Raw genomic sequence first — 24,371 nt, 5'->3', positions numbered from 1 at the left:
GACATGGTCGGCGTCGTTCCTTTGAGACCGACGCGTTCACCGGGTGGGCCCGGCGTCCCGGTGGCGCGGCAGCAGGGCGACCGCGGCCACCGGGAGCGCGGTGAGCACCAGCCAGGGAACCGCGGCCGGCAGGTCGGCGTCGAGCAGCGAGCCGGTCGCCGCGCTGCCGGCCAGGACGACCAGGCCGGAGACGGACGACAGCGCGCCGGTGTAGAGGCCGAGCCGGCCCTCGTCGGCGAGGTCGGGTACCCAGGCCCGGGCGGCCGGGGCGAGCAGCATCTGGCCGAGGGTCAGCAGGACGACGAGTGCCGCCGACGGGAGCAGCCCGGCGGTGCCCGTCCAGGCGGCGGGGCGGGCGGCGGCGACGGCGGCGAATCCCACGGAGAGCAGCAGCAGCCCGGCCGTCATGGAGCGGCGCAGGTCAAGCCGGGCGGCCGCCCAGTGGGTGATGGGCAGTTGGGCGGTCACGACCAGCGCCGAGGAGAGGGCGAACAGCCAGGCCAGCGGGGCCTGCGAGCCCACCGCGCGCTCCACTTCCAGGGGCAGGGCGAGGTAGAGCTGGTTGTACGCCAGCAAGTAGACGCCGTACGCCAGACACAGCGCGAGAAAGCGCCGGTTGCGCAGCAGCGCCCGTACGCCGCCCGGGGGCCGGGCGCCCCCGGGGACCGAGTCCTTGCCGGCGTCCGCGCGGCTGGGGATGTGCTGGGGCAGCAGCCGCAGATGTCCGGCCAGGACGAGGACGAAGACCGCCGCCCCGGCCAGGCATACGGCGCGGAAGTCCACGGCCAGCAGGAGGGCGCCCAGCAGCGGTCCCACGAACGCCCCGGCCTGCCCGGCGACGGAGAACAGCGCCAGGACGCGGGTGCGGGGTCCGCCGCCCGCCTTCTCCCAGGCCACCGCCTGGCGGGCCACCTCGGACTCCACGGCGGGCGAGAACAGCGCGGCCGCGAAGCCGATCAGCAGCACCGCGCCGATCACCGCCCAGGTGCGCTCCGCCCAGCCCAGCCATGCGAAACCCGCGATCCGCAGCGTGCAGCCCGCCAGCACCACCGGCCGGATGCCGTAGCGGTCGGCGAGGGCGCCGCCCACCACGAACAGCCCCTGTTGGCTGAAGGTGCGCAGGCCGAGCACCAGGCCGACCAGCCAGCCGGCCATGCCGATGGCGGTGCCGAGGTGTTCCGCGAGGAAGGGCAGGACCGCGTAGAAGCCGATGTTGAAGGCGAGCTGGGTCCGGATCAGCAGCCGCAGCAGGGGCGGCAGCGGCGGCAGCCCGGCGCGCCGCCGCCGGCGGCGGGTCGGGCCGGCCGGCGCCCGGGTGCCGGTCATCGGGCCCGCTGCCGCAGCGCGGAGGGCGCCCGGCCGCCGCGCCGGGCGCGGCCCGGCCACGGCCACCGCACCCCGTCGGCCGCGGTGACCGCCAGCGCGCCGAGGACGGCGAGCATCGCGGCGGGGGCCAGCACCGCCCAGGGGGCGCGCTCGGCGTACGGGTGGTTCTCGGCCAGCAGCAGACCCCATTCGGGGGACGGCGGCTGGGCGCCGAGGCCGAGGAAGCCGAGGGAGGCGAGGGCGAGCGCCACCGAGGGCAGCCGCAGCAGCGCGTGCCGGGTGACCGGTGGCAGTACGGCGGGCAGCAGGGCGCGCCGCAGCACATGCAGCCGTCCGGCGCCGAGCGCGCGGGTGGCGGCGAGGTGGGTGGTGGCGAGCTCCTGCCGCAGCAGGGCGGCCGTGTGCGCGGCCAGCGGGGCCCAGGCGACCGCGGCCACGGCGAGCGCGGGCGTGGCGGGGCCGCCGCCGGTGACGCCGGTGACGAGGAGTCCGGCGAGCACGGCCGGTACGGCGTTGACGGTGTCGACGAGGGCCTGGGACACCCGTGGCACCAGCCCGAGCGCCACTCCGGCCAGCAGCGCCGCGACGCTGACCGCGAGAGCCAGGGCGAGGGTGGTGAGGGCGCCGTGACCGACCCGGGCCAGCAGGTCGCGGCCCAGGGCGTCGGTGCCGAACGGATGCGCCCAGGAGGGGGGCCGGAGCCGGGCGGCGGTGTCCAGCGCCAGCGGGTCGCGGGCCAGGCCGAGGGCGATGACGCCGAGCAGCAGCGCGCCGAGGAGCAGGGGCAGCGTGCGGGGCTCCGGGGCGGCGGGCCGGTGCAGGGTGACCAGCGCGCCGTCGCGCAGCGCGGGCCCGAGGAGGGCGCGGCCCGCGAGGTGGGCCAGGCCGCTCACGGCGGCGGCGAGCGCCACCAGGGCGAGCGTGCCGGCCTGGAGCACGGGCAGGTCCTGGGCGATGGCGGCTTCCAGAGTGAGCCGGCCGAGCCCGGGTATGTCGAAGATCTGCTCCACGGCGACCGCGCCGCCGGTGAGGCCGACCACGAAGAGCCCGAGGTTGGGCAGCAGTCCGGGGACGCACCGGCGCAGCGCGTGCCGGGCGATGCGCCGGCCCGGGATGCCTCGGGCGGCGGCGGCCCGCGCCCACGGTTCGGCGAAGGAGCCGGGCAGCGCGTCGTCGAGCATCCGGCCGAGCAGCGCCCCGGTGGGCAGGCCGATGGCCAGGGCGGGCAGGACGAGCCAGCGCGGCCCGTACCAGCCGAGCGCGGGCAGCCACCCGAGCTGCACCCCGACCACGGTGGCCAGGACGGAGGCGGTCAGGAACTCGGGCAGCGCGGCGAGCATCGCCGCCGCGCCGCCGGTGCGCCGCGCCCCGGGGCCCGGTCCGGGGGTCGCCCGGACCGGGCCCAGCCTCAGGGTGCGCGCGCACACCGCGGCGGCAGTGAGCACGGCGACGGCCAGGGCCGCGGCCATGAGCAGCAGTGAGGCGCCGAGGGCCGTGGCGACGGCGGGCAGTACGGGCTCGCCCGAGATCCAGGAGTGGCCGGCGTCGCCGCGCGGCAGTCCGCCGAGCCACTGGCCGAGCAGGTGGACGGGCCCGGCGTCGAGGCCGAGTTCGTCGCGTACGGCGGCCAGCACCTCCGGGGCGGGGTCGCGTTCGGCCGACCGGGCCTCCAGCACGGTGCGTGCGGGGTCGGTGCGGGAGAGCCACGGCAGCAAGCCGATGCCGCACAGCAGGGCCGCGGCCACGGTGACGCGCCACAGCGCGCCCGCCGGGGCGCCGCGGCGTATGGCGCTCAGCGCCGGGTCCCGGGGCCGATGAGGGTGCGCTCGTACGGGTCGAGGAGCACGCCGTGGACCGAGGTGCGGACGCCGTGGACGATCCGCTGGTGCACGAGCGGGACGGTCGCGTCCGTGCGCAGGACCTCGGCCTCCGCCGCCATCGTCGCGTCCTGGCGCTTCACGGGGTCGGCCGCGGACCGGGCCGCGGCGACCGCCCGGTCGACCCGCTTGTCGCACAGCAGCGCCAGGTTGTAGCTGCCGTCGCAGGTGAAGTCGCTGGCGAGGACGGAGACCGGGTCGCCGGTGTCGAGCATGGTGTTGCGCGCGCCGACGAAGGCGTCGAACTCGCCGGCGAGCGCGTCGCCTTCGATCCGCGAGGACTCGCGCACCTCCACCTCGACCGTGAACCCGGCCTTCTTCAGCTGCTGTTGCAGCACCTGGGCGACCTCGGGCAGCTCGGGCCGGTTGTCGTAGGTGGCGAGGGTGATGGCGGTGCCGTGGACGCGCGCGGCGCGCGCCCGCTCCTTCGGCTCCACGCGTTTGCCGGCCGCCCAGGTCAGGGCGGGTCCGAACACGCCCTGACCGCGGTCGGCGCGGCCCTCGTACACGTCCTTGGCGAGGACCGAGGTGTCCACCGCCTCCCGGGCCGCGGCCCGCACCTTCGGGTCCTTGAAGGGGCCGGAGCGGGTGTTCAGCAGCAGGCTGGTGGTGCGGGCGGTGGCCAGTTCGCGGGCGGTGCCCGCCTCGAGTGAGGAGGTCTGGGCGACCGGCACGGCTTCGGCGATGTCCACCTCGCCGGTGCGCAGGGCGTTGGTGCGGGCGGTGCCGTCGGCGATGAACCGCGCGTCGACGCCGGAGGCCTGGGCCCGGCCTCCCCAGTAGTCGTCGAAACGGTCCAAGGTGGCCCGGTTGCCGCCGCCTGCCTTGGTGAGCACATACGGTCCGGTGGCGGCGCCGGCCGGGTCGACGGTGCCCTTCTTCCGGTACGCCTTGGCGGACAGCACGGCCAGGCTCGGGCTGGACAGCCGCAGCGGCAGCGCGGGGTCGGGGTCGGGGGTGGTGACGCGGACCTGCCGCTTGCCGACGGGTTCGGCGGTGAGCTTCGTCCCGGAGAGCGCGGCGGGGGCCGGGTCGGCCCGGGTGGCGCGGGTGAGGGAGGTGGCGGCCGCGGCCGGGGTGAGGTCGGTCCCGTCCTGGAACCGGGCCTCGCGCAGGGTGAACAGCCAGGCGTGCTCGTTCTCCTGACGCCATGATTCGGCGAGCGCGGGGGACGCGGCGCCGTTGGCGTCGAGCCGGGTCAGCCCCTCCGTGACGCCGAGCCGGCTGAGCAGGGTGGCGTCACTGCCGTACGGCGAGAAGTTCTCGGCGGGCGGGAAGGCGAGCGCGACGCGCAGCCGTGTGCCGGATCCGGAGCCGGACGGGGAGGAGTTGTCCTCGGCGGCGAAGCAGCCGGAGAGCAGCGGGGCGAGCAGCAGGCCGGAGAGCAGCCGGCGGCGGCGGGCGAAGCGCATGGTCCTCGTTCTCCACGGGTTTTACGAGCGGGACGCCGCACAGACTACATGATTATCATTTCCATTAGCTTCTTTGATTTCCTGGCGCCCCGCCCGCATGGGCAGCTCGAAGTGCACGACGCTCTGACCGCCACCGGGCGCCGTCCGCTCGTCGCACACCACCTCCCCCAGGGACCGCCAGAACGCCTCGGCGCCGGGCACCGCGGGGTCGGTGTGCAGATAGACCGCGCGGTAGCCGCCATCGGCCGCCGCGAAGTCCAGCAGCCGGCCCACCAACTCCCGGGCGAGCCCGCGCCGCCGGTGTTCGGGCCGTACGTACACCCGGCGCAGCTGCGCGGTCCGGCCCGAGGGGTAACGCTCGGCGAGGGAGCGGGGGTTGGGCGGATGGGCGGGCCCCCGCGCGTCGAGCGCGCCCGTGGCGACGACCCGCCCGTCGCGCTCGTCGACGGCGACGAGCAGGGTGTGCCGCGCGGACCGGAGGTAGGCGCGCTCCGGATCGACGATGTCGCCGTGCCAGCGCGGCACATACCCCGTACCGAAGTCCCGGTACACGGTGTCGAGCATCACGCTGCGGGCACCGTCGAGGTCTTCGGGCGTGGCCGTCCTGATGCGGTAGTTATGCACTTGCACATCTTATGCATCAAGGGTCGCGGCGGCGCAGCACCATGACACCCCCGATCAGGGCCGCCGCCGTCCAGGCCAGCAGGATCACCAGCGCGGCCCCGGGACCGAAGTCCCGGTGGGTGATGAACGACTCGTCCACCGTGACCACCCGCATCATCACCGCCCCGGCCTGGTCGGGCAGGAACTGCGCGACCGTCCGGATCCTGGGCACGTTGCCGAGCCCCTGCGAGTTGAGGAAGAGCAGCGGGATCAGGATTCCGAGCGTGAGCGCCGTGCTGCGCAGCATCGTGGCCACCCCGATCGAGAACGCGCACATCAGCGTCAGATACGCCCAGGCGCCCAGGGTCGCGCGCACCACGCCGGGGTCGCCGAGGGACACGCCCTGCGGGCCGAGGGCCCACTGCGCCGCGAAGAAGGTGACGTAGACGGTGAACAGCGAGAACACCAGGGCGATCAGCGTCGTGGCCGCCACCTTGGCCCCGAAGAACACCCCCCGGCGCGGCACCGCCATGAGCGAGGCGCGGATGGTGCCGCTGGTGTACTCGGCGCCGATCTGCAGCACGCCGAACACGACGACGGCGATCTGGCCGACGGTCAGGCCGAGGAAGCCCGTCGCGACGGGGTCGAAGTTCTCCTGCCGTTCCCGGTCCATCCCGGAGAAGCTCTCGCTGACGGAGTGGCCGACGAGGAGCCCGAGACCGACGCTGACGACGAGGGACAGCAGCAGGGTCCACAGCGTCGACCGAACAGTACGGATCTTGATCCACTCGGCGGCGAAAGCCGCCCGCGCCCGGGCCGTGTCCATCATCGCGCACCCCCCGCCCGGTGGTCGGCGGCCTCGCCCGTGAGCCGCATGAACGCCTCTTCGAGCGAGGCCTGTCGGGTGCTGACCTCGTGCACCGTCAGACCCTGGGCCGCCGCCAGCTCGCCGACCGCCGCGGCCCGCGTCCCGTACGCCTCCAGCGCCCCGTCGGCCGCCTGCTCCACCCGGACGCCCACGGCCGCCAGCGCGGCGCGCATCCGCTCCGGCTCGGGTGTGCGGATCCGCACGCTGGAGCGGGAGTTGGCCTCGATGAACTCGGCCACGGTGGTGTCCGCGAGCAGCCTGCCGCGCCCGATCACGACGAGGTGTTCCGCGGTGAGCGCCATCTCGCTCATCAGATGGCTGGAGACGAACACCGTCCGGCCCTCCGCCGCCAGGTCCTTCATGAGGGTGCGGATCCAGAGGATCCCCTCGGGGTCGAGGCCGTTGACCGGCTCGTCGAACAGCAGCACCGGCGGATCGCCGAGCAGCGCCGCGGCGATGCCCAGCCGCTGCGCCATGCCGAGCGAGAGGCCCTTGGCCCGCTGCTGGGCCACGCCCGCCAGCCCGACCAGCTCCAGCACCTCGCGCACTCGCCCCTCGGGGATGCGGTTGCTGCGCGCCGGCCACCGCAGGGTGTCGTACACGCTGCGGCCGCCGTGCACCGCCCTGGCCTCCAGCAGCGCACCGACGCGGCGCAGCGGATCGGGCAGGCGCCGGTAGCGGTCGCCGTCGATGAGGACATGGCCCGTGGTGGGGCGGTCGAGGTCCAGCATCATCCTCATCGTGGTGGACTTTCCCGCCCCGTTCGGCCCGAGGAACCCGGTCACCTGGCCGGGCCGCACGGTGAAGGACAGCCGGTCGACCGCGGTGGTGGTCCCGTACTTCTTGCTGAGGTCGCGCACTTCGATCACGCCGTTCACGCTAGGAACGAGGCCGGCTGCCGCGCTGTGGTCGAAAGTCGCCGAGCCCGGCGACCAAAGTGGACAGCGCGATCGAGGCCTTAGCCTGCTGCCATGAGCCTGCCGCCCCTGGGCCGAAGTCTTCTCGCCGCCGCCGTGGTCGTGGCGGACACCGCGCTGTTCGTGGCCGCACACCACGGCGTCCCGCTCCCCTGGGCCGCCGTGGGGTACGCGCTTGCGGTGGCGGGCGTGGTCGCGCTGGGCGAGCGGGCCCCGGCGGCGGCCTTCACGGCGGCCCTGCTGCTGGCCGCGCTGACCGGAGGCTCGTACGTCCTGCTGCTGTGGGCCGCCTACGGGGCCGGATCCCGCGTGCCCATGGGGCGGGACACGGCCCAGGTGGCGGGTGCCGCGCTCGGCTGGCTCGCGGTACGGCTGGTGGCCTGGCCGGCGGACGCGCCCGCCGTCCCGCAACTGGTCTCGGTCTTTGTGGTGTTCGTGGCGCTGCCGCTGCTCGTCGGCCGGTATCTGGCGCAGCACCGGCGGCTGGTGGCGGAGCTGGGCCGGCGCAACCGGCGGCTGCGCCGGGAGCGGGAGCTGCTGGCCGAGCGGGAGCGGCTGCGGATACGGCTGCGGATCGCCCGGGACATGCACGACTCCCTCGGCCACCGGCTCAGCCTGGTGTCGGTGCAGGCCGCGGCGCTGGAGGTGACCGAGCTGCCGGCGGCGCAGCGGAAGGCCGTCCGGCAGTTGGCCCAGACGGCGCGCGGTGCCATGGACGAACTGCACGAACTGGTGGGGGCGTTGCGGGGGCCGGACGAGACGGCCGCCCGGGCGCCCGGGGCGGAGGCGATCGACTCGGTGGTGGCGGAGTTCCGGGCGGCCGGGGTGCCGGTGGCGCTGCGGCGCGGCGGCGAGCCCCGCCCGCTGCCCCCGGCGGCCGGGGAGGCGGTGTACCGGGTGGTCGAGGAGGGGCTGACCAACGCGGCCAAGCACGCCCCGGGCCGCCCGGTGACGGTGTGCGTCACCTGGGAACCCGACGCGCTGCTGCTCACCGTGGTCAACCCGGTCCCGGACGGGGAACGCCCGGTCGCGGGCGGGGAACTGGACCTGGACAAGGCGGGCGGCGGACACGGACTGCGGGGGCTGGACGAACGGATGCGGCAGATCGGCGGGTTCGTCGACCACCGGCTGTCGGACGGCGGTTTCCGGCTGGTGGCGATGGTGCCGACCGCCCCGGACACCCTCCCCGACACCGTCTCGGGCCCAGGCCACGACCCCGACGGCGACGACGGTGACGCCGGGGTCGGGGGCCTGCGCACCGTCGCGCTCGGATTCGCCACCGCCGCCGTGATGTTCGTGGTGCTGCCGGTCGGCATGCTGCTGGGGGTGGGCTGAGGTGATCAGGGTGCTGGTGGCCGACGACGAGCCGCTGATCAGGGCCGGTATCCGCACCGTACTGGAGTCGGCGCCCGATATCGAGGTGGTCGCGGTGGCGGAGCACGGCCGGGCGGCCGTGGCCCAGGCGGTCTCCCACCGGGTGGATGTGGCCCTGGTCGACATCAACATGCCGCTGCTGGACGGGCTGAGCGCGCTGGAGGAGCTGCGACGGCAGGCGCCCGCGGTGCGCGCGGTGGTGCTGACGGCGTTCGGGGCCGAGCCGAATGTGCTGCAGGCGCTGCAGAGCGGCGCGGCGGGGTTCGTCCTGAAGAACTGCACGCCCGACGAGCTGATCCGCGCGGTGCGCGCGGCACACGGCGGCGAGGCCTATCTGTCCCCGGCGGTGACCCGCCCGGTGCTCGACCTGATCGCCCCGGTCGCGGCCCGGCGCCGCCGGGAGGCCGCCGAGCGGCTGACCGCGCTCAGCGAGCGCGAGTCGCAGGTGCTGGGCCTGGTGGCCGAGGGCATGTCCAACGCCGAGATCGGCCGGGAGCTGCACATGAGCGAGAAGACCATCAAGACGTATGTGAGCCGGGTCCTGGCCAAGCTGGGCTGCTCGAACCGGGTCCAGGCCGCCCTGCTGGTCCGCGACGCGGGGCCGACCGGCTGACCCGGTAGGACGCGCTCAGAGCCCGCGGGACCCGCTCTCGATCCGGTACTGCTCCACCAGTGCCTCGAACCGCTCGGCGTCGCCCTCCCTCAGCTCGACCGGGCCCCGCTCCCCGATGGCGGCGCGCACCTGGTCGGCCACCTCCGCCGCCCGCACACCGGAGGTGTGGACGCCGAGCACCAGCACCGTGGCCCCGTCGCCTTCGGCCCGCTCGTCAGCGCCGAGGGTGAACTCCCAGGGGATGTCGCACGGGCCGTCGTGCCATTCCTCCGGACACAGGAGGCGGGCGATCGGCTCCTGCAGGGCGATGGCCTCCTCGGTGCCCGCGCAGCCGTACACGCGGATCTCGTACACGCGCGACTCTTCTCCGGCCGGCATACCTCTCCCGTACTCGATGTCCAGGTGACGGCCTGGCACGGTAGTGGCCGCCGTCCGCCGCCGCACCCGGTTTTCGGCGGGCGCGCGGGAGCCCTGGCCGAGCATGATCGTCCTGGAGAGGACAAAGGTGATGGGCACGGCCACCGCGGCGGCCATCAGCGGGGCCGCCCGGTCGCCGGTGTGCAGGAGGTCGACGAGGACGTAGACCCCGCCGGTGGTGATGACGAAGTTGGCGGCCGTGGTCAGGGGGAAGAGCAGGAACTTCCGCCAGGTCGGGCGGGTGCGGTAGGTGAACCAGCAGTTGAGCAGGAACGAGCCGACGGTGCTGAGGGCGAAGGCGGTGACATGGGCCGCGAGGTAGGGCAGCCAGCGCAGGAAGCACAGGTACATGCCGTAGTACGTGGCGGTGTTGACGACGCCCACCAGGCCGAATCTGAGGATCTGGCCGAGCATCGCCGGGCGCGCGGGTCGGGTGCGAGGCGTCACCGGACGAGATCCTTCAGCGGGTCCTTGAGCGGGGCGGCGGGGACGGCGTTGGTGGACTGCACCAGGAAGTGGGGGCGCCGCTTGACCTCATAGTAGATGCGGCCGATGTACTCGCCGATCACACCGACCATGACCATCTGGACGCCGGCCAGCGCGGTGATGACGACGAGGAGGGTGACATAGCCGGGGGTGTCGACCCCGTTGACCGCCGCGCTGCCCACGATCCACGCCGCGTACAGCGCGGCCACCGACAGCAGCAGCAGGCCGAGGTAGACCGCGGCGCGCAGCGGCTTGTTGTTGAAGGAGATCAGCCCGTCGGCCCCGTAGTTGAGCAGTTGGCCGAACGTCCACTTGCTGCGCCCTTCCTCGCGTACGGCGTTCTCGTACTCGAAGGTCACGCTCGGGAAGCCTACCCAGGCGAACAGCCCCTTGGAGAAGCGGTTGTACTCGGTCAGCGCCAGCACGGCGTCCACCGCCCGCCGGGACAGCAGCCGGAAGTCGCCGACGCCGTCGACCAGCTCCACATCGACGAAGCGGTTGATGAGCCGGTAGTAGGCGCGGGCGGTGAGGACCCGGGTGACCCGGTCGCCGTCGCGGGTGCGTTTGGCGATGACCTGGTCATGGCCCTGGGTGTGCAGCTCCACCATGCGCTTGACGAGCTCCGGGGGGTGCTGCAGATCGGCGTCCATGATGACGACCGCGTCGCCGGAGGCGTACCGCAGCCCGGCCAGCATCGCCGCTTCCTTGCCGAAATTGCGGCTGAAGGAGACGTAGCGGACCCGGGGATCGGTTTCGGCCAGCTTTTTCAGCAGAGAAAGCGTACGGTCCTTGCTGCCGTCATCCACATAAACGAATTCGACGTCGTGGTCGACCGCCGTGAGTTCTCGGGTGAGGTGTTCATGAAAACGAGCGATCACGGCTTCTTCGTTGTAGCAGGGTACGACGATGGAAATGAGCATGGTCTCCCCCGTGCGGAATTCGCGGGCGTCAGTGGTCGGCATGGCGGCTCTCCCGTCGGTTGCGCAGCAGCCGGTATCCGGCCTGCAGGGTCAGGACCAGCAGTGCGGCGGCTCCCACGGCGGAGCCGAGACGCAGGCCGGGAGGGCGGAACGTGCAGTCGATGGAGGTGGCGGAGCCGTCGAGCTCCACGGCGATCAGGCCCAGGTAGCTGTCGGCCGGGCGGTGCCGGCCGCCTCCCGTGGCGCACTGCCAGCCCGCGATCCGCGGGGCGGCGACCACGGCGATCCCGCGGGAGCCGGGGGGCAGTTCCGCCCGGATGCCGCTGTCGGTAACGCTGTCGGAAACATGGACGGAGGTGGCGCCCCGGTCCCGGAGCCGGTCTGTGGCCGCGCGCAGCCGCCCGGTGTCCAGGCAGCCGATGGAGTCGGCTGGGACGGTGCCGCCCTTCTGGATGGTCAGATCCACCTCGACGCGCCCCGACGCCGGGGCCTTCCCCAGCGGCTGCATGGGGGCGATCTTGGTGACCGGGTGGTCGCCCCGGAACCCGACCGGGGGCCGGTCGGCGCCGCGCAGCGCGGCGGTGCCCCAGTAGTGCGGCGCCCACAGGAAGACCTGGGAGCCGCCCGGGCACGTGGTGGTCAGCAGCGCCTTCGGGCGGGACTGCTTGGTGGGGCCGGGGGGCAGTCGGTAGCCGTGGTCGGGGGTGCGGGCGGCCGGGCTGCCGTCCGCGCCGCGTACCGAGATCCGGCCGGGCAGGGTGTACACCCGGGCCCCGAGCAGCAGTTCCTGGTTGTGGAACGGCGAGGGGCCGTACACGGGCGCCTTCTTGGCGGCCGGCCGGACGGTGACCAGGGGCGGTACGGACTGGCGGGTGACGTACGGCTCGATGTCGGTCGTCGCGTTCGGGTCCCGGTGCGGATCGGGCGCGGAGTGGACGCGGGCGCCGACCGAGAAGATGGCGTCGGTGACCGGGTTGTCCAGGCTCTGCACGGACCGGCCGCGCGAGGTCCAGCCGCCGCCGAGGGCGGTGAGGGTGCGGCTGAGCACATCGGCGGTGAGGCTGCTGTAGTACTGCGCGCCCTGCCCGCCGACCAGCAGCGGGTCGTTGCCGACGGTCTGCTCGCGGCCCGGGTCCGTACGGTACCGGGGCCAGCCGTCCGCCTCCGCGATCAGCTCCTGCTGCTTCTGCTGGCGCTGCCCCCAGGGCGCGTAGTCGTCCAGATGTCCCAGCCGCAGCCGGTCGGCGACGGCCGTGGTGGCCGCGGACTGGCCCACCTGGGCACCGATCAGCAGGACCACGGCGAGGGCGGCGAGCAGCGGACGGCCGTGCTTGCGGGCCAGCCGGGCCAGCAGCAGGGCGGCCGCCACGGCCGCGACCCCGGCCAGCAGGAGCGGATAGGTCCACGGGCGCATCAGCTCGGTGGCGCGGGAGGCGGCCGCCGCCATCACCGACAGCAGCGCGCCCGCGGCCAGCAGCGGGCGCCGGCCCGGGATGCCGTGGGCGAAGGAGAGCCAGGCGGCGGTCACCAGCAGCCCGCACAGCACGAAGGTCTCGCGGTACTGGCTTCCGTTGGGGACGCTGAAGGCGTGCCAGGCCAGCTGGGTGGGCCCCCACTGCAGGGACAGCGCCACCGCCGCGACCAGCAGCGTCCAGCCGCTCCGCAGCCGCCTGGGGACCGCCGGGTTGAACGGCAGCGTCAGGGCGAGCAGCAGCGCGACGGTGTCGACGTAGACGGCCGGGCTGCTGAAGTTGTACGTGCCCGGGAGCAGCCGGGCCATGACGTCCGTCCACGGCTTGGGGGTGAACTCCAGGACCCGGCCCGGGTAGGCGTGTTTGGTGCCGAAGTAGATGACCGAGACCATGGGCGCCGCGAGGCCCATGCCGAGCGCCAGGACGCCCGCCAGCCGGCCCACCGGCCGCCACAGTGGGGCGAGCCGCCGACGCAGCGGGACGCCGGTGGGGGCGTGTTCCACCAGCAGCCGGGTGAGCAGCAGCAGTACGGCGCCGAGGGTGGCCATGTACGCGGTGTAGAAGTTGGCGATCCACACGAGTGCGACCAGCAGAGTGCCCACGACGAACCGCCGCCCCGCAAGGGCCCAGTGGCCGATCAGGCACAGCAGCGGCAGCGCGATCAGCCCGTCCAGCCACATGGGGTTGTACGACGCCTCGGCCACGGACCAGCCGCACAGCGCGTACGAGGCGCCGAGCGCCCCGGCCGCCCACCACCGGCCGGGGCGCAGCGTCAGCAGCAGCTGGGCCATCACCGCGCCGGCCGTGGCCATCTTCAGCAGCGTGATCACATACACCGCGAGGTCGATCTCGTCGCGCGGGAAGAGGGCGACGAGCAGCGCGAACGGGCTGCCGAGATAGGTGCCCAGGTCGGGCAGGAAGCCGGCGCCGTAGCCGGACTGCCAGTTGAGGAACAGGCCGCCGTCCCCGCGGCCGTGCAGCAGGTCCCACAGATGGGCGTGGAAGGGCACGAACTGGTTGCCCAGGTCGTTCACGCTGCGGGTCCGGAACCCGAAGGGGAAGCTGCGGGCCACGGCGTCGCCGAGACAGAGGGCGGCCACCGTGACCAGCGCGGCGAGCGCGGCGGCCCGGGCGCGGACACCGCGCGGGGCGCCCGGCAGCGCGTCAGGCGCGGACGGCCCGGCGGGCGCGGACGGCAGCGCGTCAGGCACGGGCGGCGCGGCGGCTTCGCGCGGCTGGTCTTGCGGCCGAGTGCGGGCCGGCCGACGGGTCATGAGCGATCGCATGAATTCGTCAGGATCCAATTCCGATAGACGGCGTGAATTGTGACTTCACGCCGATTACCTGTCCGGCGACGCGGACGAGTTCCCATGGCGTGGGTCACACGTCCCGGCCGCGTGCGCGGGCAACTCGAATGGACGTCGCACGACTCCCCCCAGTGGAATGCGCGGCGCGCTCACTCGGCCTGTTTGACCCCGCGAATCCATGATTGGTTGCCCCGCGGTCCGGGGAATTTACAAAACGATGGGGGGACTTCCGGAATTAATCCTTCGTATTTTCTGTGTTCACCTTTTGGGCGGCAAAAGGCAACGTACGAAGCATCAGGGGGCTACGGGGGTTCAGACAATCTTCCAGCGCACCAGGGTCGCCAGCACCAGCGCTCCGGGGATCAGCGGGAGCCACACCGTGATGAAGCGGTAGGCGAGCACCGCGGAGGTGGCGGCGTCCGCCGGGGCCCCGGCCGCGACGAGCGCGACGACCAGCGCGGCGTCCACGGAGCCGATGCCTCCGGGCGACGGGACGACCGCGGCCAGGCAGGTCGCGGCCAGGTAGGCCAGCACGACGTGCGCGGGCGGCACCTCCAGCTCCACCGCGACGGCGACCGCCGCGAGCCCGGCCGCCTGCAGCACGGGAAAGGCCAGCGAACCGCCCCACAGCGCAAGCGCCCTGGACGGCCGGGCGTGCAGGGAGCGGACGTCGGTGAGGGCGGTGACCAGGAAGGTGCGCACGATCCGGCGCACCGGACGGATCGCCAGGACCGCGACCACCAGGGCACAGGCCGCCGCCCCGACGGCGAGCGGCAGCGCCGCCCCGATCCGGCCCGGGAGCAGCGGCCCGAGTCTGAGCGCTTCGGGGAAGGCGACCAGGAGGACCAGCAGCAGCCCGACGCGGGCGGTGGCCTCCGCGAGGAAGTACAGGGCGAGCGCGGCCGAGGAGCGGGCGGCCGGGAGGCCGCAGCCGGTCATGAAGCGGATGTTGACCGCGCTCGCGCCGATCCCCGACGGCAGCAGGTGGTTGGCCGCTCCCGCCGCGAACTGGGTGGCGAACAGCCGCCCCGGGGGCAGCCGTTCCAGAACGGTGCCCTGCCGGGCGAAGGAGACGGCGACCCAGCCCAGGCCGGTCGCGGCGACCGCGGCGAGCAGCCAGTAGGGGTCGGCGTCGAGGAGCTGACGGGCGCCGGAGCCGATGAGCGACCAGTGCCCGATCACCCATGCGGCGACGAGGGCGATCGGCAGCAGGCACAGGATCTGGCGCAGCGGAAGCCGCCGGCGGGCGGGGAGGCTCTGCCGCTCGGGCATCATCGCGGGCATGTGCGCTCACAGGTGCTGAGGGGGCAAAGAGACCGGGGCAGTGTGGTCAGGTTGTCCGCCGCGGAAGGCCTTGGGGCGTACTCCGGTCGACATCCGGTCGGCGCGGCGGTGGCGAACAGGCGACGGCCGGCTCGCGCGCGGTGACCTCCGGCTCGCGCACCGGGAGGGCGAGCAGCAGGCCGAGGCAGATCCAGACGTAGGCGTTGCTGCCCAGGAAGCCGTCCACGCCGGTGAAGTGGAACCGCCACAGCCACACCACGCTGCTGCACAGGATCACATACACCGCGGCCGCCGTGGACAGCAGCCGGCGGCGCACGGGCGGCGTGCCGGACCGCAGCCCGGTGTCGACCAGCACGGTCAGGGCCGGGATCAGCCAGACGAGATGGTGCACCCAGGTGATCGGGCTGACCAGACAGGCGGCGACGCCGGTCAGCGCGAACCCCGCCGCCTCGTCCCCCGCGGCGGCCGCGCGCCGCACGCGACGGGCCCACAGGGCCAGGACGGCGAGCGCCCCGAGCGCCCAGATGGCGCCGCTCGGCGGGACGGGGTCGGTGAGCCGGGCCAGCACACCGCGCCACGACTGGTTGGAGACATACGCGGCGACCCCGATGCGGTCGGTGTCCCACAGGTCCTCGGTCCAGTAGTCCCGCGACGCGGTCGGCGCCACCCAGGCGGCCAGCAGGGTCGCCGCCACCGCGGTGCCCGCGGCCGTACCGGCGGCGCGCCGGCGCCCGGTGACGGCCAGATAGCAGATGAAGATCGCCGGAGTGAGCTTGATCGCGGCGGCCACGCCGATGGCGAACCCCGCGTACCTGCCCCGGCCGGTGGACAGCAGCCAGGCGTCGAAGAGCACCAGCGCCAGCAGGACCAGGTTGACCTGGCCGAAGCTGAAGGTGTCCCGCACCGGCTCCAGCAGGGCGAACAGGCAGGCCGCCACGGCGAAGGCGAACCACCGGTGCCGGGCGTGGCGGCGTACGAGGGGGCCGGTCAGCCAGTACAGCACGACCGCCGAGGCGGCCAGGTTGAGCAGCATGCAGATGGTGATCGCGCCCGGCCAGCTCACCAGGGCCATCGGCAGCATGCACAGGGCCGCGAAGGGCGGGTAGGTGAAGCCGTAGGCGGTGCCGTCCGCGCCGGGCACCGTGTAGTCGTAGATGCGCCCGCCGTCGTGCAGCCAGTGGTCGACGGTGCCGTAGTAGACGCTCAGGTCGAACCAGTCGCGGTGGAGCGGCACGGTGGCCAGGAAGAGCGCCACGGCCCCGGTCAGCCCGAGCGTCAGCAGCAGCCGGCCGCGCGTGGTGGTGGGCCCCGTCATGCCGCGTGCTCCGTCCAGCGGTCGCCTGCGGCGAGTCCGGGGGCCCGTCTGACGCACCACAGCGTGAGCAACGCCAGCGCGCCACCGCATACGGCGAGGGCCAGCTGCGCTCGGTCCGGCGCGAATCCGCTGGGCAGTACGGCCAGGGCGAGCACCCCGCTCGCGGCGGCGACCGCGCGGCGCACCGGCCCGCTCGGCGCGGCCGCGGCGATGAGGAACAGCCCCCACAGCAGATACCAGGGGCGGATCGCGGGGCCGAGCGCCGCCACCGCCGTCAGGCTCAGCCCCAGCGCGTAGACGGGGCGGGAGCGGGAGGCACGCAGCCAGAGGACCCCGACGGTGACGGCGGTCGCCAGCAGGCCGAGCACCTGCCAGGCCGGGGTGGCCAGCGGCGCCAGACCGCTGCCGAGGGCGTGCAGACCGGCGCCGGTGGCGCGGCCGAGGGCGCTGGTCAGCGCCCAGTTGTCCGGGGAGACCGGGGTGGTCAGGGCGGTGATCCAGCCGTAGCCGGTGCCGGCGACGGCCGTGGCCGCGCCCGTGGTGCCGAGCGCCAGGGCGCCGGTGGCCAGCGCGGCCCGGGTGCGCCGCCATCTCCCCGTCAGCAGATGCGCCCAGAGCGCGGCGACGGCCAGCAGCCCGAGCGCGGCGGGCGCCTTGACCAGGGCGGCCAGGGTGACCAGCACGGCGCCGCAGGCGGGCCACCGGCCGGTCGCGGCCACCAGACCAGCGCAGAGCAGCCCGATCATCACGGCGTCGTTGTGCGCCCCGCCCACCAGGTGGAGCAGCAACAGCGGGTTGAGCGCCCCCAGCCACAGGGCGGCGGCCGGATCGGTGCCGCAGCGGCGCGCCAGTGCGGGGAGGGCGAGGATCATCAGCGCCACACCGGCCAGCGCGACCAGCCGCATGCCGAAGACCCCGGCAGACACCTCGGCGCGGGAGGCGCCCACGACCGCCGTCTCGAAGGCGAGGGACACCGGGCCGTAGGGGGCGGGGGTGTGCTGCCACAGGGGCGCCACCTCGGCGGCGAGCGGCCCGCCGAGCCGGGCCGGGCCGTGTACGTACACATCGATGCGCGCGTCGACCATGGCGCCCTGGGCGAGATAGCTGTAGACGTCCCGGCTGAACAGCGGGGGCGCGGCCAGCAGCGGGGCGGCCCAGACGACGAGGGTCAGCAGCAGGGTGCGCGGGCCGGGCGGCCGGGGGCCGCGTACCGCGCGGCCCAGCAACAGCCAGGCCCCGACCAGCAGCACCAGGCCGAAGTACGTACTGACCAGGCCGAGCGCGACGCGGCCGGAATCGGGGACCAGGACGTCCGCCACCGGCAGCGCGCCGGCGGTCCGTCCTCCCGTCGCCAGTGCCAACGAGCCCGCGAGCCCGAGCAGCACACACTGGTGCGGGTGGACGACAAGGGCGGCATGAGCGACACGGCTGAGGAACACACGACGGACCAGCACCTGACCAGAATTGGCCCGCCGTGTGTCCGAAAATTGACGCCGCGGTCACCGTCAGTCGGCGGCCAGGTGTCGGCCGCCTGGCGTGCCCCCGGCGATGTCCAGCCCCATGTGCTCGGCGAGTCCGACGGCGAGCTCCGCCACCGTCGGGTGCTGCCAGACGAAGTTGGCGGCGAGCCTGACGCCCAGGGCGGATTCGAGCCGTACGCGCAGCTCCATGGCCAGCAGGGAGTCGAAGCCGAGGGCCTTCAGTGAGGTCTGCGGGTCCAGCGTGGAACCGCTGAGGCGGAGGACCGTACGGATGTGGTCGCCCAGGTACGCCTCCAGGGCCGAGCGGCGGGCCAGACCTGCGGGGAGTGCGGTCAGCCGGGCACGGATGTCGTCGCCCGCGCTCTGTGCGCCGCCGGCGCTGCCGGTGTTATCGGCATTGTCGGCGTTTTCGGCATTGTCGGTGTTGTCGGGCAGCAGCGGGCCGAAGAGCGCCGACTGCCGCCCGGCCGCCGGGATCCAGGTGCCCGGCTCACCGGGGATCACCCCGGTCTGCACCCGCCCGTGCGCCAGCAGGGCGCCCAGCGCTCGGAGGCCCCGGTCGGTGGGGATGGTCTCGTAACCGCGGTCGGCGAAACCGGTGGCGACGCCGGTCTCGCCCCACGGACCCCAGTTGACCGCGAGGGTGGGCAGCCCGCGCGCGGAGCGCCAGGCGGCGAACCCGTCAAGCCAGGCGTTCGCGGCGGCGTACGCGCCCTGACCGGGGTTGCCCAGCAGGGAGGCCATCGAGGAGAACACCGCGAACCAGTCCAGCGGTTGCCCGGCGGTTGCCTCGTGCAGCCGCCACGCACCGGTGACCTTGGGCGCCCACACCCGCCGCAGCTGGTCCTCGCGGATGTTGGTGACCGCCGCGTCGTCCAGCGCCATGGCGCTGTGCACCACCCCGCGCAGCGGCGTCCCGTCCGCGGTGGCGGCGGCCACCAGGCGCTCGGCCGTGCCCGGTCGGGCGATGTCGCCGAGCACCACGGTGATCCGGGTCCCGCCCGCCGACAGCTCGCTGAGCTCCCGTGCGGTGGCGGCCGCGGGGGCCGTACGGCCGTTCAGCACGAGGTGTCCGGCGCGGTGGGCCGCCAGCCAGCGCGCGGTGGCCAGACCCAGGCCGCGCAGACCGCCGGTGATCACATACGCCCCGCCCTCGCGCACCGGCCGCGGCCCGTCGGGCAGCACGGCGCCGGCTTCGCCCTCCTCGGGCACGGTCAGCACCAACTTGCCGATGTGGCCGGCGCCCGCCATCAGCCGGAACGCGTCGGTGGCCGCCGACAGCGGAAACGCCGTGCACCGCAGCGGCGCCAGCCGCCCCTCGGCCAGCTCGGCGACCACCTCGCGCAGCGCCGCGCCGAACACCGCCAGGCGCTCGCGCTGCAGCTCGCCGAGGTCCACGGTGCTCAGGGTGATGTTGTGGCGCAGCGGCGCCAGACCCAGCGGGGCGTCGGAGAGGATGTCGCGTACGCCCAGTTCGACGAAGCGGCCGAACGGCCGCAGCGCTTCGAGCCCGGCCCTGATCGCCGCGCCGGACAGCGAGTTGAGGACGACGTCGACCCCCTCCCCTCCGGTCGCCGCCCGGGCCTGCGCGCAGAAGTCCAGCGAGCGCGAGTCCATGACGTGGCTGATGCCCATACCGCGCAGAAAGCGCCGCTTGTCCTCGCTGCCCGCGGTCGCCAGCACCTCGGCGCCCAGCAACCGCGCCACCGCGATGGCGGCCAGCCCGGTCCCTCCGGTGGCCGAGTGGATCAGCACCCGCTCCCCCGGGGCCAGCCCGGCCACATGGCGCAGCGCGTACCAGGCGGTGAGGAACGCGATGGGCAACCCCGCGGCGGTGACCGCGTCAAGACCGGCCGGAGCGGGTGCTACCACCTCGGCGGGGACGACGGTGAACGAGCCGAACGCACCACCGTTCACATCCGCGGCGAGCACCCGGTCGCCGACGGCGAGATCGGTGACGCCCGCCCCGACCGCGGTCACCTCCCCGGCGCACTCGAAGCCGATCCGGTACCGGATGTCACTGTCGCCGGGGAGCAGCCCCATGGCCGTCAGGACATCCCGGAAGTTCACCCCGGCCGCGCACACGCGCAACTCCACCTCACCCGGCCCCGGCCGACGCCGCCCCGTCGCGGCGAGCTCCAGACTGTCCAGGTCCCCCAGGCGTCCCGCCCGCAGCCGAAAGCCGTCCACGCCGTAGCGCACACCGCGGGCAGCGGCCGCGGAGCGCTCGGCGTCCGTCAGCGGCGCGTATGCCAACCGCGCCACGAACCGGGCCTCACCCCGCAGGGCGACCTCGTCCTCGGGCGCGCCGGCGAGGAGTTCGGCGGCGAGCTCCGGCAGCCAGGCGGGGGCCGGGCGTTGAGCGGAGCCCGTGCCCCCAGGCGGTTCGGGCGCCTCCGGGCCCCCGGCCAGGGCGGTGGCCCCGGGCGGGGCGGCGCCCCCGCAGGGGTCGGCGGGCTCGGCGTCGGCGGTGGGTGCGGTGTCGACCAGCGTGGGGCGCATCCGGGGGTGTTCGAGTGCGAGGACCCGTACCAGCCCGCGCAGCGCGCTCTGCGCCGGGTCCGCGGCCTCCCCGGGCGCCACGGCCCGGGCGCCGCGGGTGATTACGTACAGGCGCGGCGGCTCCGGCTCGCGGGTGGCGATCGCCTGGGCGGCGCCGAGGGTCCTGCGGGTGCGGGTGAGGGCTTCGGTGGCCGGGTCCGTGCCGGTTGCCGCACCGCTCAGCAGGACCACGGCCGTGGTGGCGCCACGGGCCAGGCGGTCGGCCATGGACTCGTGGAAGGCGTCGAGGCGGTGGTCCTCCGGCGGCCAGTCCCAGGCGTCGGCCCGCGCCCCGGCCGCGCGCAGCGCGCCGGCCAGCTCGCGCGCCGAGTCGTCCGTCCCGCCCTCCCCGACGACCAGCCAGTCCCCCGCCGGGACGGTGGCCGCGGGGGCCGGCCGTTCGGCGCGGTGCCAGCCGGTCTCGAGGAACCAGTGGTCGACTTCGGTGGTCTCGGGGACGGCGTGGCGCGCCAGCCGCAGCCCGTCGATGGCCAGGACGGGGGTGCCCGCCTCGTCGAGCAGCCGGATGTGGCCGATGAGCGTGTCGGACGTGGCCTCGACGACGCGGGCGTGGCAGTACACCGCGGTCGCGGTGTCGCCGAGGACCCGTAGGGAGCGGATCCGGACCGGCAGGATCAGCCCGTGGTCGGTCTCGTGCAGCAGCCCCGAGAGGAGGAGCTGGCCGCACAGGTCGACGAGGGCGGGGTGGACGCGCAGCGCGTGCTCGGGGGTGCGCGCCGCCTCGGGTATCTCGACCCGCGCCCAGAAGCTGTCGCCGCGGCGGGAGGCGTGCACCTCGGTGATCCCGTTGAACGCCGGCCCGTGGTGGAGCCCGCGGGCCCGCATGTGGGCGTACAGGGAGGCGGGGTCGAGGGGGACGGGGTGGCGCAGGGCGAGGTTTTCCACGGACGCGGCGTGGGGCCTCGGCGGTACGGCCGGCCTGCGCACCACCGCGGTGGACTGCCGTGTCCAGGTGCCGTCGTCGGCGCGTCCGAAGATCGCGCAGTCGGCGCGGTCGGCGGCCGCCAGGGTGAGGGTGGTGGTGATGTCGGTGTGCTCGGCGAGCCGCAGCGGCTCCCGGAAGTGCACATCGGTGACCTCGACCTCGGTGGGCCGGGCGTCGAAGACCTCGCAGGCGGTGGTGAGCGCGAGGGCGTAGTGGGCGGCTCCGGGAAACACGGGGGCGCCGTAGACCTTGTGGTCGTCGAGCCAGGGCTGCGCGGCGGTCCCGGCATCCCCGAGCCAGGTGTGCCGGACCGGATCGCCGGGCACCTCCGTGTGGTTGCCGGGCAGCGGGCCGGCGGCCGGGCCCGGCCGCCCTCCTGGGGCCGCCGTCAGGGTGGGCCGGGTCCAGTGGCGCCGGCGGTCGAAGGTGATGGTGGGGACGTCGGCGAGGGCGGCCCTCGGGTACAGCCGTGTCCAGTCCACGGAGACGCCCGCACAGTGCAGGGCGGCCAGTTGGGTGCGGAAGGTGGCCGTCTCGTCCTCGTCGCGGCGCAGGGTGGGCAGCACGACGTGTCCTCCGTCCAGGCCTTCCAGGCTTTCCAGGCAGCGGCCGACGGAGTGGGTGACGACGGGGTGCGGGGCGATCTCGACGTAGACCAGATGACGGTCGGCGGCCGCGGCGGCGACGGCCGCGGCGAACCGGACCGGGCGGCGCAGATTGGCGCACCAGTAGTCGGCGTCGAAGGCGGGGACGGTGTGCGGATCGTCCAGCACGGTGGAGTAGAACGGCACGCGGGGGCCGCAGGGCGTCAGATCGGCGAGGGCGTCGCGCAGATCGGCCAGGAGGGGGTCGACCTGGGGGGAGTGCGAGGCGACGTCCACCGCGACCAGGGCGGCCGGGATGCCGCGCGCCTCCCAGCCCGCGACCAGGCGCTCCAGGTGCGCCGCGTCTCCGGCCACGACCGTGGCGTCGGGCGCGGCCATGACCGCGACCGTGACCGCGGCATCCGCGGCCGCGGCATCCGTGACCGGGGCTCCCCTGGCCACGGATTCGGCGCCACGTTCGGCACCACCTTCGGCGCCGTGCCCGTCGCCGGCTGCCGCGTCGGCTGCCGCGTCGAGTTCGGCCTGTACGTCGTCGGCCCCCAGCCCCACGGTGGCCATCGCGCCGCGCCCGGCGACCCGGGTCAGCAGCGCGGAGCGGCGGCAGATCACCCGTACCCCGTCGGCCAGGGACAGCGCCCCGGCCACGACCGCGGCGGCGACCTCGCCCATGGAGTGTCCGATGACCCCGGCGGGTTCCACGCCGTGGGCGCGCCAGGCCGCCGCCAGCGCGGTCTGCAGGGCGAACAGCACCGGCTGGACCCGTGCGCAGCCGGTCACCGGTTCGCCGGAGCGCACCACGTCGAGCACCGAGAACCCGGCCTCGGCGGCGATCAGTTCATCGGCCTCGGCGAGCGCGGCGGCGAAGGCGGGCTCCTGCTCCAGCAGGCCGCGCCCCATGCCTGCCCATTGCGAGCCCTGGCCGGAGAACACCCACACCGGTCGCCGGGACACCGCGGCCCCCACCTCCCCGGCCACCGCTGCGGGGTGGCTCCGCCCCGCCTGTGACGCGCGTAGAATTCGCACGAGTTCGTCCCGGGACGCCGTGATGACGCCGAGCCGCCCACGGCCCGGGCTGCGCCGCGCGGCGAGCGTGTGGGCGATGTCGCGCAGCGGTACGGCCGCGCCGTCGCCCTCCAGCCAGTCCGCGAGGCGCCCCGCCGCGGCCGGCAGGGCCGCCCGGGAGCCGGCCGGCACCAGGAACACCAAAGGCGTCGTGTCCCGCTCCCGCCGCGGTGGCCGGGCGCGCCGGCGTGCCGATGTGGCGGGTGGCTCCTCCAGCAGCACATGGGCGTTGGTGCCGGAGAACCCGAAGGAGGACACGGCGGCCAGCCGGGAGGGGGTGAGCACCGGCCAGCGCGTCGGCTCGGTGGGCACGAACAGCCGCGTTTCCCCGGCGTTCTCGATGGCCGGGTTCCAGCGGGTGAAGTGCAGATTGGGCGGGATCGCCCCCCGGCCAAGGCACAGCACCGCCTTGATCAGCCCGGCCACCCCGGCGGCGGGCTCCAGGTGGCCGAGGTTGGTCTTGACCGACGTCAGGGCGCACCGGCCGGGGCCGCTCCCGTACACCGCGGCGAGGCTGGTGAACTCCACCGGGTCCCCCACCGGGGTGCCGGGGCCGTGCGCCTCGACCATCCCCACGTCGCGCGGGTCGACCCCGGCCCGCTTCAGCGCCTCCTCGTACAGGGCGCGCTGGGCGGCGGCCGAGGGCGCGGCGAGCCCGTCGGACCGGCCGTCCTGGTTGACGGCGGAGCCGCGCAGCACCGCCAGGATCCGGTCGCCGTCCCGTGCGGCGTCGGCGAGGCGCTTGAGCGCCACGATCCCGCAGCCCTCGCCGCGTACGAAGCCGTCGGCGGCGGCGTCGAAGGCATGGCAGTGGCCACGGCGCGAGAGCATGCCCATCCGGGTGAACGAGCGCGTGATCTTGGGGTCGAACATCAGGGTGACCCCGCCGGCCAGGGCCAGATCGCACTCCCTGGCGCGCAGCGCCTGGGCCGCGAGGTGCACGGCGACCAGCGACGAGGAGCAGGCGGTGTCCAGGGCGACGCACGGGCCGTGCAGCCCCAGCAGATAGGAGATCCGGCCGGCCGCCACGCAGTGCCCGTTCGCCAGGATGGAGCCCTCGTTCTCGTGGGGTCGCCAGTCGAGGCCGTCCAGGTAGTCGTGGTAGCTGAGCCCGGTGAAGACGCCGGTCGAGGTGCCGGCCAGCCGCTCCGGCGGCATCCCGGCGTGTTCCAGGGCCTCCCAGGCCACTTCGAGCAGCAGCCGGTGCTGGGGGTCGAGGACGTCCGCCTCGCGGCCGGACACGCCGAAGAAGTCGGCGTCGAAGCCGGAGACGTCGCGCAGATAACCGGCGCGCACGGGCACGGGGGTGCCGTCGGCCAGGGTCCGGGCGTCGAGTTCCCGCCCACCGTGCGGCGCCCACATCTCCACCCGCTCGGCCGGGGGATCCCCCAGCGCCTCCCGCGCGTCCATCAGCAGCCGCCACAGCGCGGCGGGCGAGTCGACGTCTCCCGGGAACCGGCAGCCCATGCCGACCACCGCGATACGGCCGGCGTCCTGTCCGGGCGGCCGCCCGGATGCGTGTGTGTTGTGACTCATCGGGTTCTC

Annotated in this window: 14 protein-coding genes and 1 pseudogene; 2 read left to right on the top strand and 13 right to left on the bottom strand. The window is 74.7% G+C overall.

Going from position 1 to position 24,371, the window contains the following annotated elements:
- Positions 1 to 36: 36 nt before the first annotated feature.
- Genes ACFZDL_RS29425 through ACFZDL_RS29400 form a run of 6 tightly spaced genes read right to left on the bottom strand, consistent with a single transcriptional unit; the run spans position 37 to position 6,955 of the window.
- Entirely contained in the window at positions 37 to 1,326 is a 1,290-nt protein-coding gene (locus ACFZDL_RS29425; RefSeq protein ID WP_353594262.1) for an MFS transporter, read from the bottom strand.
- Positions 1,323 to 3,071: an ABC transporter permease subunit gene (locus tag ACFZDL_RS29420; RefSeq protein ID WP_353594261.1), complete on the bottom strand. Its 1,749-nt coding sequence runs from the start codon at positions 3,069 to 3,071 to the stop codon at positions 1,323 to 1,325. Before ACFZDL_RS29420 ends, ACFZDL_RS29425 begins: the two co-directional genes overlap by 4 nt.
- A gap of 47 nt (positions 3,072 to 3,118) precedes the next feature.
- Positions 3,119 to 4,615 carry an ABC transporter substrate-binding protein gene (locus tag ACFZDL_RS29415; protein ID WP_353594260.1) on the bottom strand — a complete coding sequence of 499 codons (1,497 nt, stop codon included), beginning with the start codon at positions 4,613 to 4,615 and terminating at the stop codon, positions 3,119 to 3,121.
- Between the two features lie 21 nt (positions 4,616 to 4,636).
- Entirely contained in the window at positions 4,637 to 5,239 is a 603-nt protein-coding gene (locus ACFZDL_RS29410; protein WP_353594259.1) for a GNAT family N-acetyltransferase, read from the bottom strand.
- A gap of 16 nt (positions 5,240 to 5,255) precedes the next feature.
- Positions 5,256 to 6,047, bottom strand: a complete 792-nt coding sequence (locus ACFZDL_RS29405; protein WP_353594258.1) for an ABC transporter permease — start codon at positions 6,045 to 6,047, stop codon at positions 5,256 to 5,258.
- Positions 6,044 to 6,955, bottom strand: a complete 912-nt coding sequence (locus ACFZDL_RS29400; protein ID WP_353594257.1) for an ATP-binding cassette domain-containing protein — start codon at positions 6,953 to 6,955, stop codon at positions 6,044 to 6,046. Before ACFZDL_RS29400 ends, ACFZDL_RS29405 begins: the two co-directional genes overlap by 4 nt.
- 102 nt (positions 6,956 to 7,057) lie before the next feature.
- Here ACFZDL_RS29400 and ACFZDL_RS29395 point away from each other — a divergent pair, with 102 nt between their 5' ends.
- Both ACFZDL_RS29395 and ACFZDL_RS29390 read left to right on the top strand, forming a co-directional pair.
- Positions 7,058 to 8,338 carry a histidine kinase gene (locus ACFZDL_RS29395; RefSeq protein WP_353594256.1) on the top strand — a complete coding sequence of 427 codons (1,281 nt, stop codon included), beginning with the start codon at positions 7,058 to 7,060 and terminating at the stop codon, positions 8,336 to 8,338.
- 1 nt (position 8,339) lies between these two features.
- Complete coding sequence (locus ACFZDL_RS29390) at positions 8,340 to 8,990, top strand: response regulator transcription factor (RefSeq protein WP_353594255.1); 651 nt, start codon at positions 8,340 to 8,342, stop codon at positions 8,988 to 8,990.
- 453 nt (positions 8,991 to 9,443) lie between these two features.
- Here the strand turns inward: ACFZDL_RS29390 and ACFZDL_RS29385 are convergent.
- The 7 genes and pseudogenes from ACFZDL_RS29385 to ACFZDL_RS29355 all read right to left on the bottom strand — a co-directional run.
- Positions 9,444 to 9,821: pseudogene (locus tag ACFZDL_RS29385) on the bottom strand (GtrA family protein); the annotation flags it as partial.
- Between the two features lie 29 nt (positions 9,822 to 9,850).
- On the bottom strand, positions 9,851 to 10,813 hold the full coding sequence (locus ACFZDL_RS29380; RefSeq protein ID WP_353594284.1) for a glycosyltransferase family 2 protein: 963 nt from the start codon (positions 10,811 to 10,813) through the stop codon (positions 9,851 to 9,853).
- Positions 10,814 to 10,841: 28 nt separating this feature from the next.
- Positions 10,842 to 13,559 carry a YfhO family protein gene (locus tag ACFZDL_RS29375; protein WP_353594254.1) on the bottom strand — a complete coding sequence of 906 codons (2,718 nt, stop codon included), beginning with the start codon at positions 13,557 to 13,559 and terminating at the stop codon, positions 10,842 to 10,844.
- Positions 13,560 to 13,904: 345 nt separating this feature from the next.
- On the bottom strand, positions 13,905 to 14,876 hold the full coding sequence (locus tag ACFZDL_RS29370; protein ID WP_353594253.1) for a lysylphosphatidylglycerol synthase domain-containing protein: 972 nt from the start codon (positions 14,874 to 14,876) through the stop codon (positions 13,905 to 13,907).
- Between the two features lie 46 nt (positions 14,877 to 14,922).
- On the bottom strand, positions 14,923 to 16,191 hold the full coding sequence (locus ACFZDL_RS29365) for a glycosyltransferase family 87 protein (protein WP_353594252.1): 1,269 nt from the start codon (positions 16,189 to 16,191) through the stop codon (positions 14,923 to 14,925).
- Positions 16,188 to 17,642 carry a polyprenol phosphomannose-dependent alpha 1,6 mannosyltransferase MptB gene (mptB, locus tag ACFZDL_RS29360; protein WP_353594283.1) on the bottom strand — a complete coding sequence of 485 codons (1,455 nt, stop codon included), beginning with the start codon at positions 17,640 to 17,642 and terminating at the stop codon, positions 16,188 to 16,190. The genes ACFZDL_RS29365 and mptB overlap by 4 nt, the downstream gene beginning before the upstream one ends.
- 54 nt (positions 17,643 to 17,696) lie before the next feature.
- The gene (locus ACFZDL_RS29355) at positions 17,697 to 24,362 is read right to left on the bottom strand and encodes a type I polyketide synthase (protein ID WP_353594251.1); all 6,666 of its coding nucleotides are present in this window, start codon (positions 24,360 to 24,362) and stop codon (positions 17,697 to 17,699) included.
- Positions 24,363 to 24,371: the final 9 nt, after the last annotated feature.

The sequence above is a fragment of the Streptomyces sp. NPDC007917 genome, from assembly GCF_042959105.1.
Taxonomy (GTDB): domain Bacteria; phylum Actinomycetota; class Actinomycetes; order Streptomycetales; family Streptomycetaceae; genus Streptomyces.
This window is presented reverse-complemented; position numbering and strand designations above follow the sequence as displayed.